At 68.1% G+C, this 13,925-nt stretch carries 16 protein-coding genes; 6 read left to right on the top strand and 10 right to left on the bottom strand.

The genetic code is table 11. The annotated features are described in order from the left end of the window. Window positions 1-81 precede the first annotated feature (81 nt). Window positions 82-2,208, bottom strand: a complete 2,127-nt coding sequence (locus IAE58_RS08060) for a methyl-accepting chemotaxis protein (RefSeq protein WP_199933280.1) — start codon at window positions 2,206-2,208, stop codon at window positions 82-84. A gap of 112 nt (window positions 2,209-2,320) precedes the next feature. Then, complete coding sequence (locus IAE58_RS08055; RefSeq protein WP_199933279.1) at window positions 2,321-2,680, bottom strand: MerR family transcriptional regulator; 360 nt, start codon at window positions 2,678-2,680, stop codon at window positions 2,321-2,323. A 77-nt stretch (window positions 2,681-2,757) separates the two neighbouring features. Between IAE58_RS08055 and IAE58_RS08050 the strand changes: the two genes are divergently transcribed. The 3 genes from IAE58_RS08050 (at window position 2,758) to IAE58_RS08040 (ending at window position 4,868) form a co-directional block, all read left to right on the top strand. Then, window positions 2,758-3,177, top strand: a complete 420-nt coding sequence (locus IAE58_RS08050; protein ID WP_199933278.1) for a hypothetical protein — start codon at window positions 2,758-2,760, stop codon at window positions 3,175-3,177. A gap of 91 nt (window positions 3,178-3,268) precedes the next feature. Next, window positions 3,269-4,225 carry a L,D-transpeptidase gene (locus tag IAE58_RS08045; protein ID WP_199933277.1) on the top strand — a complete coding sequence of 319 codons (957 nt, stop codon included), beginning with the start codon at window positions 3,269-3,271 and terminating at the stop codon, window positions 4,223-4,225. 4 nt (window positions 4,226-4,229) lie between these two features. Further along, window positions 4,230-4,868: a M23 family metallopeptidase gene (locus IAE58_RS08040; protein WP_199933276.1), complete on the top strand. Its 639-nt coding sequence runs from the start codon at window positions 4,230-4,232 to the stop codon at window positions 4,866-4,868. An 11-nt stretch (window positions 4,869-4,879) separates the two neighbouring features. Here the strand turns inward: IAE58_RS08040 and IAE58_RS08035 are convergent, their stop codons facing one another. From IAE58_RS08035 to hflK, 7 genes are all read right to left on the bottom strand, one after another. Continuing rightward, window positions 4,880-5,287: a hypothetical protein gene (locus IAE58_RS08035; protein WP_108753829.1), complete on the bottom strand. Its 408-nt coding sequence runs from the start codon at window positions 5,285-5,287 to the stop codon at window positions 4,880-4,882. Next, on the bottom strand, window positions 5,250-5,894 hold the full coding sequence (locus tag IAE58_RS08030) for a transcriptional regulator (protein WP_233614834.1): 645 nt from the start codon (window positions 5,892-5,894) through the stop codon (window positions 5,250-5,252). Before IAE58_RS08030 ends, IAE58_RS08035 begins: the two co-directional genes overlap by 38 nt. Window positions 5,895-5,957: 63 nt before the next feature. Then, window positions 5,958-6,602 carry a hypothetical protein gene (locus IAE58_RS08025; RefSeq protein WP_199933281.1) on the bottom strand — a complete coding sequence of 215 codons (645 nt, stop codon included), beginning with the start codon at window positions 6,600-6,602 and terminating at the stop codon, window positions 5,958-5,960. Between the two features lie 125 nt (window positions 6,603-6,727). Further along, window positions 6,728-8,020: an adenylosuccinate synthase gene (locus IAE58_RS08020; RefSeq protein ID WP_199933274.1), complete on the bottom strand. Its 1,293-nt coding sequence runs from the start codon at window positions 8,018-8,020 to the stop codon at window positions 6,728-6,730. A 298-nt stretch (window positions 8,021-8,318) separates the two neighbouring features. Then, a complete protein-coding gene (locus IAE58_RS08015) occupies window positions 8,319-8,504 on the bottom strand; it encodes a DUF2065 family protein (protein WP_108750746.1) in 186 nt (61 codons plus the stop codon). A gap of 65 nt (window positions 8,505-8,569) precedes the next feature. Next, a complete protein-coding gene (locus tag IAE58_RS08010; RefSeq protein WP_108750747.1) occupies window positions 8,570-9,433 on the bottom strand; it encodes a protease modulator HflC in 864 nt (287 codons plus the stop codon). Continuing rightward, on the bottom strand, window positions 9,430-10,566 hold the full coding sequence (gene hflK, locus IAE58_RS08005) for an FtsH protease activity modulator HflK (protein ID WP_108753833.1): 1,137 nt from the start codon (window positions 10,564-10,566) through the stop codon (window positions 9,430-9,432). The genes IAE58_RS08010 and hflK overlap by 4 nt, the downstream gene beginning before the upstream one ends. A 152-nt stretch (window positions 10,567-10,718) precedes the next feature. On the opposite strand from hflK, the gene IAE58_RS08000 reads away from it, so the two are divergent. Next, a complete protein-coding gene (locus IAE58_RS08000; RefSeq protein WP_199933273.1) occupies window positions 10,719-11,714 on the top strand; it encodes a YhdH/YhfP family quinone oxidoreductase in 996 nt (331 codons plus the stop codon). A gap of 89 nt (window positions 11,715-11,803) precedes the next feature. After that, window positions 11,804-12,175, top strand: coding sequence for a twitching motility response regulator PilH (gene pilH, locus IAE58_RS07995; RefSeq protein ID WP_005410644.1), 372 nt, complete (start codon window positions 11,804-11,806; stop codon window positions 12,173-12,175). 93 nt (window positions 12,176-12,268) lie between these two features. On the opposite strand, the gene IAE58_RS07990 is transcribed toward pilH, so the two are convergent. Then, window positions 12,269-13,162 carry a DnaJ C-terminal domain-containing protein gene (locus tag IAE58_RS07990; RefSeq protein ID WP_108756896.1) on the bottom strand — a complete coding sequence of 298 codons (894 nt, stop codon included), beginning with the start codon at window positions 13,160-13,162 and terminating at the stop codon, window positions 12,269-12,271. Window positions 13,163-13,422: 260 nt separating this feature from the next. Here IAE58_RS07990 and IAE58_RS07985 point away from each other — a divergent pair, with 260 nt between their 5' ends. After that, entirely contained in the window at window positions 13,423-13,905 is a 483-nt protein-coding gene (locus tag IAE58_RS07985) for a peroxiredoxin (RefSeq protein WP_199933272.1), read from the top strand. Window positions 13,906-13,925 lie beyond the last annotated feature (20 nt).

Genomic DNA, 13,925 nt, shown 5'->3' with positions numbered 1-13,925 from the left:
CCCCCCCCCCCCCCCCCCCCCCCCCCCCCCCCCCCCGCCCCGCCCCCCCCCCCCCCCCCCCCCCCCCCGGGGGGCGGCCGGTCAGGCCGCGCGCGCCATCGCAGCGCGGGCAGCGGTGCCCTGCTCCAGCTGGAACACCGCGACCGACGTGGCCAGCGCTTCGGCCTGTTCTTCCAGCGCGCGGCTGGCCGCGGTGGCTTCTTCCACCAGCGCGGCGTTCTGCTGGGTCACCTGGTCCATCTGCACCACCACCTGGTTGACCTGCTCGATGCCGGCGGCCTGTTCCTTGCTGGCCGCGGCAATATCGCTCATCAGCTGGTTGGTGCGTGCGCTGGCCTGGGCCAGGCGCGCGATGGCGGCCTGCGATTCCACCGTCACGTCCAGGCCGCTGCGCACCTTGGCCGCCGAATCGTCGATCAGTTCCTTGATCTCCTTGGCGGCCACGCCGGCGCGCTGGGCCAGGGTGCGCACTTCACTGGCCACCACGGCAAAGCCACGCCCCTGCTCGCCGGCACGCGCCGCTTCCACGGCGGCATTCAACGCCAGGATGTTGGTCTGGAACGCGATGCCGTCGATGGTGGCGGAGATTTCCGAGATGCGTGCCGAGGACTGGTCGATCTCACCCATCACCGTCGCCATCTGCGCCATGGCCTGTTCGGTGGCACGCACCGCAGCACCGGCCGCATGGGCTTCGCTGTCGGCCTGGCGGGCCAGCTCGGCGTTCTGGCGCACGGTCGAGGTCAGCTCTTCCATCGAAGCCGCGGCTTCTTCCAGATTGGCCGCCTGTTGTTCGGTACGGCGCGACAGGTCACTGTTGCCGGCGGCCAGTTCCTGCGCCGCGTTGTTGATGCTGCCGGCCGCATCCTGGATGCCGCGCACGATGCCGGTCAGCTGCGCGGTGGTGGTGTTGGCATCGTCGCGCATGCGCGCGAACACGCCCTGGTACTGGCCCTCCATGCGCGCGGTCAGGTCGCCCTGGGCAATGGCCTGCAGCATCTCGGAGACATCGGAAATGCTGGACTGCGAGCTGGCCATCATCGCGTTCAGATGCTCGACCATGGCCTGGTACTGGAACTGGAACGCAGCGGCATCACCACGCACGCTGAAATCGCCGGCGCCCGCTGCACGGGCCAGGCCGTCGATCTGCGCACTGATGGCCATCAGGCTCTGCTTCACCGCCGCCAGGGTGCGGGTGAATTCGCCCTTCTCGCCCGGGTACTGCGGCAGATCGCGGCTGAGATCGCCAATCGCGTAGCGCTGCATGACCTCGGCCATCAGCAGTTCCACCTGCACGTGCGATTCCACCAGCGTGTTGGTGGCCTGCACCATGCGGCCGAAGTCGCCGGGGAAGGCGCTGGCATCCATGCGGTAACGGATCGCGCCAGCCTCATGCTGCTCGGCCATCTGCAGCTGCGCGCCGATGGCGGCCTGCACGCTCTGCCGCACGCTGGCCATGGCCTCGCCCAGCTGGGTCAGTTCGTCGCGGCCGCCCAGGCGGAATTCCTGGTCCAGTTCGCCCTTGGACAGGCGCTGGGCCAACTGCACGGCACGCGCCAGCGGCGCGGTCATGCTGCGACCGATCATCACCGAGGCCGCAATGCCGACCAGCAGCGCAACGCCGCCCAGCACCAGCAGCTGCAGCAGGCTGCGCTCGCCCAGGCGGATGGCTTCGGCGGCCGCTTCGCGGCTCTCCTTTTCCTCGTAGGCCACGCCATCGGCCAGGGCCTGGTTCCAGCCATTGGCTGCTTCCTGCACCGGGCCCAGGGTCAGGGCCACCGCGCCGGGGAAATCGCCCTGCGACATCAGCTCGCTGGTCTGCTTGTTGAGGGGCCGTGCGATGGCGCGCTTGGCCGCGATGGCCTCGCCAATCGCCTTGCCGTCGGCATCACCGGGCAGCGCCTGGTAGCGGGTCCAGCTGGTTTCGTAGCGCTTGACCAGGTCGGCAATGCGCTGCTCGTCGGCCTCGCGGGCATCGCCCTGGCGGATCAGCATCTCGCGGCGCACGACCATCATCTGGTTGTTGGCATCCAGCATTTCCGACAGCAGCCGCACCTTGGCCACGCTCACGTCCACCACCTGCTGCATGGCGTGCTTCTGCACGGCAGTGGCGGTGGCACCGGTGGCGACCACGGCCGCGACCAGCAACAACAGCAGGCCAAAACCAAGGCCAAGACGCCAGGCAACCCTGACGTTCCTCAAGTAGTTCATCGATGCATCCAAAGAGGTGGAGGGGTCCGACCTTATCGGCCTGCCCTCACGCCGCCTTGACGCACGCAGTGTGAACGCTTCCGGTGCTGTTCACGTTGTGCGGCCGTTCACCTCAGCCGGCGCTGGGCTGCAGCGGGCAGGCACTGGCCAGCCGGCCGGCCAGGTCATCGCGCAGCGCGCTCAGGGCGTGGATGCGCGCATCGATGTCGGCCAGCTTCTGCTGCAGGGCGATGGCCAGCAGTGCGCCGGCGTCCTCCTGCTGCCACAGGGCGGGCAGGCGCTCGCCGATCTCTGCCAGGGTGAAGCCCAGTTGCTGTGCGGTGCGGATGTAGTGCACCAGCATCGCCGTTTCCGGCGGGTAGTCGCGGTAGCCGTTGCCCAGCCGGCGGGCGCCGATCAGGCCCTGCTTCTCGTAGAAGCGCAGTGCTTCGCGGGACAGCCCGCAGGCCTGGGCCAGTTCGCCGATGCGCATGGATGCTCCAACAAAGCTTGACCTTGAAGTTTACTTCAGGCCTGACAGTGGGCGCTCTTTCAGCGAACGAGTGCTCCATGCAGCTCCCCTCCTATCTGCGTATCGTCCGTGCCAGCGCCGCCTACGACCTGCTGGTCACCCTGCCCTTCGCCCTGCCCTGGGGCTTCACCGCCGTGCACGCCGCCATGGCCGCGCTGGCCGCCGCGTGGTCGCTGCCCGGTACGGTGCCGGCGCTGGACCCGCTGCACATGCTGCTGGCCAACCTGCTGGGATCGGTCGTGGTGGTGTGGTCACTGGCGCGCTGGTGGGCGCCCAGCGTGCTGATGGGGCGCCTGGATGCCGTGGCCCGCGGCTTGTTTGCTGTCTGGCAGGTGTACGCCGTGGTACACGGGGCCAGCAGCATCGTGCTGCTGTTCACCGCGGCCGAAGTGGTGTTCGGCGTACTGCAGCTGCAACGCATTGCGCGGCCTGCGGTCGAGAAGGCAGACACGCCCTGACCGTCCCGCTTCACAGACCCAAGGCGGCGCGTTCACGCAGGCTGGCCGCGGGGCACAGGCATGGTGGATGCGTACCCCGCAGGAGTTTTCCATGCTTTCACCCCGCGTAGCCGTCCTTGCGCTTTCGCTGTTGGCCAGCCCGGTGTTCGCGCAGGCGCCGCCCGCAGGCCTGCCCGCCCCCATTGCCGAGCAGGCCGGCCCGGACACCGCACTGCGATCGCCGCTGCACGCGCAGGTACTGCTGGACCGCGCCAATTTTTCGCCCGGCCAGATCGATGGCGAAGTGGGCAGCAACCAGCGCCGCGCGGTGTCGGGCTTCCAGGCCGCACAGGGGCTGACGGTGACCGGTGAACTGGACGATGCCACCTGGAAGGCGCTGCAGGCCGATGCCACCGCGCCCCTGGCCAGCTACACGCTGACCGCCGAGGACGTGGCCGGTCCGTTCCAGCCGGTACCGAAGACACCTGCTGCGCAGGCCAAGCTGAAGGCCCTGGGCTATGCCAGCGTGGAAGAAGCGCTGGGCGAGCGCTTCCACGCCTCGCCCGAGCTGCTGAAAGCGCTGAACCCTGGCGTGGATCTGGGCAAGGCCGGCAGTCGCATCCAGGTACCCAACATCGCCCCGGCGCCGCTGGCGAAGGCGGCCAAGGTGCTGATCGACAAATCCGATTCCACCCTGCAGCTGCTGGATGCGCAGGGCAAGGTGATCGCGCAGGTGCCGGTGTCCTCCGGCAGCGAGCACGATCCGCTGCCGATCGGCGAATGGAAGATCCTCGGCGTGTTCCGCGACCCGCCGTTCCACTACAACCCGAAGCTGTTCTGGGATGCGCGCAAGGGCGACAAGAAGGCGACGCTGCCGCCGGGGCCGAACAACCCGGTTGGCCGGGTCTGGATCGATCTGTCCAAGCCGCACTACGGCCTGCACGGTACCCCCGAACCCGGACACGTGGGCAAGACCGAATCGCATGGCTGCGTGCGCATGACCAACTGGGATGCGCTGCGCGTGGCCGATGCGGTGGACGAATCGGTGCCCGTGGTGATGCAGGAGTGATGCCATGCGGCTGTCGCAGCTGATCGTGCTGGGGGTGGTGTTCGGCCTGGGGCTGGGCTGGTGGCTGCGGCGTGAGGCCGAGCCTGCGCGTGCTTTCGTACCAGCGCCAACGCAGGCCACGGCGCAGACCGCGCCAGCGGCGTTGGCTGCGCCTGTGCCGGCCACTGCGCCGACGCCCGCGCCCACCGTGGCGCCAACCGCTGCCGCCGCCGCTGCGCAACCGATCGGCCTGCTGCTACCGGTGCAGGGCGTACAGCGCGCGCAGTTACGCGACACCTTCACCGATGCGCGCAGCGAAGGCCGCGTGCACGATGCCATCGACATCATGGCGCCGGCCGGCACGCCGATTCTGGCGGTGGCCGACGGTACGGTGGAGAAGCTGTTCGACAGCGAGCGCGGTGGCCTGACCGTCTACCAGTTCGAACCCAGCGGGCAATGGTGCTACTACTACGCGCACCTGCAGCGCTACGCCGACGGCCTGGCGGAAAAGCAGGCGATCAAGCGCGGCGATGTGATCGGTTATGTGGGCAGTACCGGCAATGCCAGCGCCGATGCCCCGCACCTGCATTTCGAGGTGCATGTGCTGGGGCCGGAGAAGCAGTGGTGGAAGGGTGAATCGATCAACCCGTACCCATTGTTCTAAAGGCCGCTGTTCTAGAGCCCAGAAGCAACCCGCACCGCCTCGCACGCGGCAATCAGGTCTTCGACCAGGCGACCGCTGACATCCAGCTCGCCCTCGTACTCGGCCAGGTTGCGCTGCTGGTGGCACTTGTCCAGCACGCGCCAGACCTCCGGGCCCACGCCCAAGGTGTGCTTCAGTGACTGGAACACGATGTAGCGGTTGCTGGGCCGGTAGCCCTGCCCGCGCAGTGCCGCCAGGCTCAGCGCGTGGGCCGCGTTGTAGGCCAGGTCGAAGCGGCTTTCCAGCGAAAGCGTGCCATTGCGTGCATCGCGCAGGCGCGCCAGGCCGGAACGCTGCAGTCCCTCGATCTCGCGCGCATCCGGCGGTTCCAGCGAAAGCGGCTTACCCGGCCCGACCAGGTTCTGCAAAGGCGAGGTCATCCTTTCCTCCAATCACCCACAGCTTGGGTTGTTCCAGCACCCGCTGCAGGAAGGCATTGCCTTTGCGCAGGCGCTCGCTCAGTTCTTCGTGCGTGTACAGCGTCGGGTTCACCGGCCGCCCCAGGCGTTCCTCCAGCGGGTCCAGCGCGGCCATCAGGTCAGCATAGCCCAAGGTGTTGGACACCAGCAGCAGATCGATGTCGCTGTGCGCGGTGTCGCTGCGCTTGGCCACTGATCCGTACACGAATGCGCAGGTGATCTGGCTCTGCAGCGGCTGCAATGCGTCGCGCAGCGGACCGGCCAGGCCCACGGTCTTGTGCACCAGTGACACCAGTTCGGCGTGGATGGGCGACTGCGCGTTGGCCCGGTAGCGCTTCTGGTTGCCGACCTTGCGCTGGTTCACCAGGCCGCTGGCGACCAGCTTGGCCACTTCGCGCTGCACGGCGCCCGAGCCGGCGCCGCTGCCGCTGATCAGTTCGGAGATGCTGAAATCGCTGCGGTCCTGCCCAAACAGCAAGGCCAGCACCCGCTGCTGGGTCTGGGTGAACAGCGCGTCGGCCAACCCAATGGGGCCGGATGAAGAGGCAGTGGCGGCAGATGTACCCATATTGGGCATTATTGTGCCCATATTGGGTATTTGGCAAGTGCCCTCGCCAGGCATGGCCTGGCGCTACCGGGTGGGAATGCGGCGGCGCCAGCGGCGCAGGACGATGCTGGCGATCGCCAGCCCGGCGCCGACGATCAGCAGGCCCAAGGCCAGCGGCTGCCAGAAGAAGAATGGCCACAACCAGACGTAATCCAGATCGGTCAGCTTCAGCACGTCCATTGGCGGCAACAACTCCACCGAAGCCGCACGTCCAGCCAGCGCCGGCTCGACATCCAGCACGGTCACCCGCAACCAGGAACGGCCGCGCGGCAGCGCATCGCCGCGGCCGTAACCGAAGTACGCGTCAAACAGTCCCCCGCCCGCGATGGTTTCCAGCCGACGCACGACGTCCGTGGTCGGAGGGCCGGCACGTACGCTGGTGCGGAACTGCGCCTGCTGTGTGGGGGTTTCCACGCTGAACCGCACCGTGGGGTCCAGCGCCGGATCCGCTGCCTCGGGCAGATAGCGCAGGCGCAGCCGCAGGCGATCATCAATGAAGCGGTAGACCGTCACCTGTGCGGACGCGCCCGGCTGCAAGCGCAGCGGCAGCGGCTGCGTGCGCGACGCCAGGTGGTTGGCAACCGCGCCCAGCAGCAGCACAACGCAGGCCAGCCCCCACAGGCTCCACAACACCCACAGGGTGACCCGCGCGACCGTTTCGCCCTTCACCGTTGTCCTCGTCATTGCGCTACGTCCCTGCAGGCATGGCCCACACAGTAACGAAAAAGCCCCGCTTGCGCGGGGCTTCTCCTTGCAGCGACGCCGGGCCTGGCCCGGCGCTACCGGTCAATCGCTCAGGCGAACGGATCCTGCAGGACCATGGTGTGGTCGCGGTCCGGGCCGGTGGAGACAATGCTGATCGGGCAACCGGCCAGCTCTTCCAGCGAGCGCAGGTAGGCGCGTGCGGCCGGCGGCAGGTCATCCCAGTTGGTGATGCCGTGGGTGTTCTCGCTCCAGCCCGGGAACTCCAGGTACACCGGGGTGCAGTCTTCCCAGCCCTGCGCGTCCAGCGGCGCGTACTCGGTACGCTTGCCGTTGTATTCGTAGGCAATGCAGACCTTCAGCTTTTCCATGCCGTCCAGCACGTCCAGCTTGGTGATGCACAGGCCGCTGATGCCGTTGATGGCCACGGCGCGCTTCAGCGCGACGATGTCCATCCAGCCGCAGCGACGCGGGCGACCGGTGGAGGCACCGTATTCGGCGCCGCGGTCACGGATGCCCTGGCCGATTTCATCGTCCAGCTCGGTCGGGAACGGGCCGCCGCCGACGCGGGTGGCGTAGGCCTTGGCGATGCCCAGCACGTAGTCGATCGAATCGGCGCCCACGCCGGTACCGGCCAGCGCGCCACCGACGGTGGTGTTGGAGCTGGTGACGTACGGGTAGGTGCCGTGGTCGATGTCCAGCAGGGCGCCCTGCGCGCCTTCGAACAGCACGCGCTTACCCTGCTTGCGCAGGTCGTGCAGGATGCCAGCCACGTCGGACTTCATCGGCTGCACGTATTCGCCGAAGGCCAGCGCTTCGTCGTAGGTCTTCTGGAAGTCGACCGCATCGGTGTTCAGATACTTGGTCAGCACGAAGTTGTGGTAATCGAGCGCGGTGCGCAGCAGTTCTTCCAGCTGCTTGGGGTAGTGCAGGTCGGCGATGCGGATGCCGCGACGCGCCACCTTGTCTTCGTAGGCCGGGCCGATGCCGCGACCGGTGGTGCCGATCGCCTTGCCACCGGCAGCGCGCTCGCGCGCCTGGTCCAGGGCGATGTGGTACGGCATGATCAGCGGCGCGGCCGGGGAGATCTTCAGGCGCGAACGCACTTCCACGCCGGAGGTTTCCAGCTCGGCAATTTCCTTCTGCAGTGCGGCCGGCGAGATCACCACGCCGTTGCCGATCAGGCACAGCGCATCGTCACGCAGGATGCCCGACGGGATCAGGTGCAGGACGGTCTTCTTGCCGTTGATGACCAGCGTGTGGCCGGCATTGTGGCCGCCCTGGAAGCGCACGACGGCGCCGATTTCCTCAGTGAGCAGATCGACGATCTTGCCCTTGCCTTCATCGCCCCACTGGGCCCCCAACACTACGACAGACTGACCCATGACGGGCTCCTCGATTTTGTTGCGGCCATCGGGGCCGCGGACGGTTGACCCGTGGCGAGGCTGGCCAGCGCGTGGGTGGCGGCTCCAAACGGGGAGCGGCCGGCGATGGATGGCCCAGACACGGAAAAAGCCGAACGGGGAGGCCCGTCCGGCTTTTGTGCATTATCCGGGTTTCCGGGGTCCGCTGCCACCCTTCCGACGGACGGCTTCACCGGCCGGTCAGGCGCCTGGGTAGGGTCGCCCGGAAGGGGTCGGATCCCTTTCCGCAGGAAAGGGCTCTGACCCCGGCCCGCCGCCACTAGTGCCGGGCCCACCACAGCAGGCTCAGGCCGGCCAGCAGCACCAGCCCGCCGAAGCTGCGCAGGGCCGGGCTGGGTAGGTCCAGCAGGCGCTCGGCCATGCGCTTCCAGGCCAGCGGCGCGGCGAACAGCAGCAGCCCTTCCAGCACGGCCACCAGGCAGAGGGCGGCGAACAGGTCTTTCATGGGGGTACTCCGGAAAAAGCGCGGGGCCCGGCAGTTGGCCGGGCCCCGTGGGTGATGCGTGAAACTCAGCGGTCGTTCTTCAGGTACTGCAGGAACGGGTCGTTCTTGTCCAGCACGATCACGCCGTTACCGTCGGTCATGGAGCCACGGTAGGCCTCCAGGCTGCGGTAGAACGCATAGAACGACGGGTCGGCAGCGCCGGCCTGGCCGTAGATGCGTGCGGCATCGGCATCGCCTTCACCGCGCAGGCGCTGGGCATCACGCTCGGCCTCGGCGATCAGCACGGTGCTGTCGCGGTCAGCCTGGGCGCGGATGGTCAGCGACTGCTCTTCGCCCTCGGCGCGCAGCTTGGCCGCTTCCTGCTTGCGCTGTGCGCGCATGCGCTCGTACACGTCATTGATCACCTGGCTGTCGGTCGGCAGGTCCACCTGCTTGATGCGCAGGTCGATCATCTGCATGCCCAGCCCGGCCACCGCTTCGTTGATGCCCTTGAGCTGTTCGGCGATCAGTTCGCTGCGGTCGCCGGAGACCAGCTGCTGCAGGGTGCGCGAGTTGATCTGGTTGCGCAGCGAATCGGTGATGATCGGCGCCAGGCGGGCATTGGCCACGCGCGGGTCGCCACCGGTGGCACGGAAGTAGTCGCCCACGTTGGAGATGTAGCCGATGGCGAAGAAGTCGACGCTGACATCCTTCTGTTCGGCGGTGAAGTAACGTGCCGGCGCGGTGTCCAGCACCTGGAAGCGGCGATCGAACACGCGCACCGTTTCCACCACCGGCAGCTTGAAGTGCAGGCCCGGCTTGATGTCCGAACGGACCACCTTGCCCAGGTTCAGCACCATCGCCGTCTGGTCTTCACGCACCACATAGACCGAGCCCAGCAGGCCCAGCAGGGCCGCTACGGCGACCGCAATCCACATCGAACTTCTCATCGGCTGCCCTCCTCACGGCCACTGGGTCGCCCGGTCGGGCGGCCGACCGGCCGGCCCGGGTCACGGGAAGCTTCCACCGCCGTGGCGCCCGGCAGCGACGGCATCACCACCTCCGGGTTCACCACCGGGGCCGGCGCCGAGGCGCTGGGGCGGGTATCGCCGGTCATCGGCACGTAGATCAGCTGGCGGCCATCGCCACCGATCACCTTGCGGTTCTCGCTCAGCACCTGCTGCACGGTCTCCAGCCACAGACGCTTGCGGGTGACTTCCGGGGCGTTCTTGTACTGGGCCTGCAGCAGGCTGAAGCGCTGGGCGTCACCCTCGGCCTTGGACACCACGGCCTGCTTGTAGCCTTCGGCGGTGGTACGGGCACGCGAGGCCTGGCCACGCGCTTCGGGCACCACCTTGGCGGCGTAGGCCTGCGCTTCGTTGATCAGGCGTTCCTTGACCTGCTGGGCGCCGTTGACCTCGTCGAAGGCCGGCTTGACCTCTTCCGGCGGACGGGCGTCCTGCAGGGTCAGGCCGGTCACGGTCAGGCCGGTCTTGAACGCCTTCAGCAGCGCCTGCAGGCGTTCTTCGGCGGCCACGGCCAGCGGACCACGGTTGTTCAGCACGGCATTGAGGTCAGCACGGCCGACTTCCTCACGCACCGCGCTCTGCGCCGACTGCTCCAGCACCTGGTTGGCATCGACCGTGCCGAACAGGTACTGCTGCGGGTCGTCGATGCGGTACTGCACGTTCAACGAGACATTGACGATGTTCTCGTCGCGGGTCAGTACCGGTACCTGGATCGAGAAGGTCTTGATCTCGGTGGCGTTGACCTTGGTGACCGACTCGATCGGCCACGGCAGCTTGAAGTTCGGGCCAGGGGTCAGGATGCGCGAGAACTGGCCGAAGCGCAGCACCACGCCGCGCTGCTGTTCGCCGATCAGCTGGAAGCTGGAGAACAGCACCAGCAGCACCACCGCCGCCGCCACCCAACGCAGGATGCCCCCGTCGAACAGATCCTTCAGCGGCCCGGGCAGACCGCCCCAGCCACCGCCATTGCCACCGCCGCGCGACCGGAACGGCCCACGTCGATTGTCCTCGGGGCCTTGTCCGCCCTTGTTGCCGCCGGGTGTATTCCAGGCCATGCACGCTCCATCAAGATATGGGCTGCGACGCGGGCCCTTCCCGCAACGCCAGCCGTGAACCATCTCCGATCATACAAGATGGGGCGGACCGGCAGGATTGAAAGGGTGGTGACGCGGTAAGGTTGTGTTTTCCTCGAAGTCAGGCAGCGCCGATGGCCCCCACCACCCCGTTCACCGCCTTCCGCATCGAAAACGACAGCGCCGGCTACCGCAGCGGCCTGACCCGGCTGGGCGTGGACGACCTCAACCCCGGCCAGGTGCTGATCCGCGCCCACTGGTCCTCGGTGAACTACAAGGACGCCCTTGCCGGTACCGGCAAGGGCCGGATCCTGCGGCGCTTCCCGCTGGTGGGGGGCATCGACGTGGCCGGCACCGTGGTGGCTTCCAGCGACGCGGCCTGGCGCGAGGGCGATGCGGTGCTGGCCACCGGCTGCGGCCTGAGCGAGACCCGCGACGGCGGCTACAGCCAGTACGTGCGCCTGGAATCGAGCGCGGTGATCGCCCAGCCCAGCGGCCTGACCCCGCGCGAGGCCATGGTGCTGGGCACCGCCGGCTTCACCGCCGCGCTGGCGCTGCTGCGCCTGCAGGACAACCGGCAGACCCCCGGGCACGGTCCGCTGGCAGTCACCGGCGCCAGTGGCGGTGTGGGCGCGCTGGCCGTGGATATCTTCAGCCGTGCCGGGTACAGCGTGCATGCCATCAGCGGCAAGCCCGAACAGGCGGGGTTCCTGCGCGACATTGGTGCGGCCGAGGTGCTGCCGCGTGACGCATTGGCTGATACGGCCCCGCTGCAGTCGGCCCGCTTCGGCGGCGGCCTGGACAATGCCGGCGGCCCGATGCTGGCCAGCCTGCTGGCGCAGACTGTGCCCTACGGCAGCGTGGTCAGCGCCGGCCTGGCCGCCAGCCCGGCGTTGGAGATGACGGTCATGCCGTACATCCTGCGCGGCGTGTCGCTGCTGGGGGTGTCCTCGGCCAGCGCCCCGCGCGATCTGCGCGAAGCGGTATGGGCCAAGCTGGGCGGCGCGTGGAAGCCGCAGCACCTGGACCGCATCTGCACCGCTGAAGTGGGCCTGGACGAACTGCCCGGCGTGTTCGAACGCATGCTGGCCGGCGGCTCGCTGGGGCGCACGGTGGTGCGGATCGACTGAGCGTTGCAGGCAGGCGACGGACGGCAGGGCGCGGCCCTCCCGCCATCACGTTGCCCGCACTACACTGCGGGCAACACATGGGGAACAACATGGCACGCATTCTGATCGTCGACGATTCACCGTCGCAGCTGTTGGGGATACAGCGCATCGTCGAAAAGCTCGGGCACCAGATCCTGACCGCCACCGATGGCGCGGCCGGCGTGGAAACCGCCAAGGCCGAGCTGCCTGACCTGGTGCTGATGGACGTGGTGATGCCCAACCTCAATGGCTTCCAGGCCACCCGCACGCTGGCCCGCGACGAGGCCACCCGGCATATTCCGGTGATCCTGGTCACCACCAAGGACCAGGACACCGACCGCATGTGGGGCATGCGCCAGGGCGCCAAGGCCTACATCACCAAGCCGTTCTCGGAAGACGAACTGTCCGAAGTGCTGGAGCGCGTTTTCGCCGGCCAGGGCTGAACCCGTTTCTGTAGAGTCGAGCCATGCTCGACTGCTCTTGGTTGCAGCAGTCGAGCATGGCTCGACTCTACATTTCATGGCGCCAGGGCGATCTCAGATCGTTTCGCCGAAGGCCTTGGCCAGGTTGCGGTACGCCTTCTTCTGCGCATCGTCGGTCGCGGCCGGGGCCACGATCTCCAGCTCCACGATCTGGTCGCCGTCGGGGTTGCCCGGCAACCCGCGACCGCGCAGGCGCAGCTTGCGGCCGGCATCGGAATCGGCCGGGATCTTCAGCTCCACGCTACCGCCCAGGGTCGGCACGCTGATGCTGGTCCCCAGCGCCGCCTGCCAGGGCGTCACCTGCAGGGTGTAGAGGATGTTGCGCCCGTCCACCTCGAACTGCGGGTGCGCGGCATATTCCACTTCCAGCAACAGGTTGCCGCCGTGGTTGCCCTGCCCGGCCAGGCGGATCACCTGCCCCGGCCGGATACCCTTGGGCACGCGCACATCCAGTTGCCGGCCATTGACCGTGATGCGCAGGCTGTCGCCCTTGTAGGCCGCTTCCAGCGGTACCGACAGCTTGGCCCGGGTATCGCGGTTGGGCGCGTGGCCCTGGCTGCTGAAGCCCGGGCCGGCCCCCGGCCCCTGGCCGCCGCGCTGGCGCGCGAACAGGCTTTCGAAGAAATCGCTGAAGCCACCGCCGGCACCACCGCCGCCGCCGAACACTTCCTCGAAGTTGAAACCGCCGCCGCCGTAGTTGGGCGGCACGTTGAATTCCTCGCCGGGCCGGTAGCCCTGCGCGCGCAGCTGGTCATAGGCCGCGCGCTTCTCGGGGTCGCGCAGCGCCTCGTAGGCCTCGTTCACCGCCTTGAACTTGTCTTCCGCCCCGGCCTCCTTGCTGACGTCCGGGTGGTACTTGCGTGCCAGGCGGCGATAGGCGGTCTTGATTTCCGCATCGCCCGCGCTCGGCTCCACCCCCAGGGTGGCGTAGTAATCCTTGAATTCCATCCAGCTACCTCGATCTGCTTCGGCCGCGCCGGTGGCGCCGCCCCGGGTTCATTCTACGCGCCGGCGATGCTACGCCGCGCACCGTGCGGCCCTGGTGAGGCCGACTGATCCTGCGCAATGCAGCCGCCCTGCCGGTGCGGCAGGCTGAGGCTGGCGGCCCCCGCCGCAACGTTCCAAGATGGGGCGTGCACGCCGGGTTTCCAATGTCTTGACGCGTTCATCCCACCCACCCTTCTAGCCTGCCCCCGCAAGGAGTTCCCATGACCATCCACGTCGGCGACCGCATTCCGGAAGTCACCCTCAAGCGCATCCGCGAAGGCGTCGAGACCCTCGATACCCACGCCCTGTTCGACGGCCGCAAGGTCGTGATGTTCGCCGTGCCGGGTGCCTTCACCCCCACCTGTTCGGCGCGCCACCTGCCCGGCTACGTGGAGGCGTTCGATGCGTTCCGCCAGCGCGGCATCGAGGTCTACTGCATGGCGGTCAACGATCCGTTCGTGATGAAGGCCTGGGCGGCCGACCAGCGTGTGCCCGACGGCCTGCTGATGCTGTCCGACGGCAATGCCGGACTGACCCGCGCCCTGGGCCTGGAGCTGGATGCCAGTGCCTCGGGCATGGGCATCCGTGCGCGCCGCTTCGCCCTGTACGCCGACGACGGCGTGGTGCAGGCGCTGTGGATCGAGGAACCCGGTCAATTTGAAGTGTCTTCGGCGCAGTACGTGCTGGAGCACCTGCCCACCTAGCCCCAAACCAGAGGAAACGG

This window comes from Stenotrophomonas sp. S49, assembly GCF_016624905.1.
Lineage (GTDB): Bacteria > Pseudomonadota > Gammaproteobacteria > Xanthomonadales > Xanthomonadaceae > Stenotrophomonas.
This window is presented reverse-complemented; position numbering and strand designations above follow the sequence as displayed.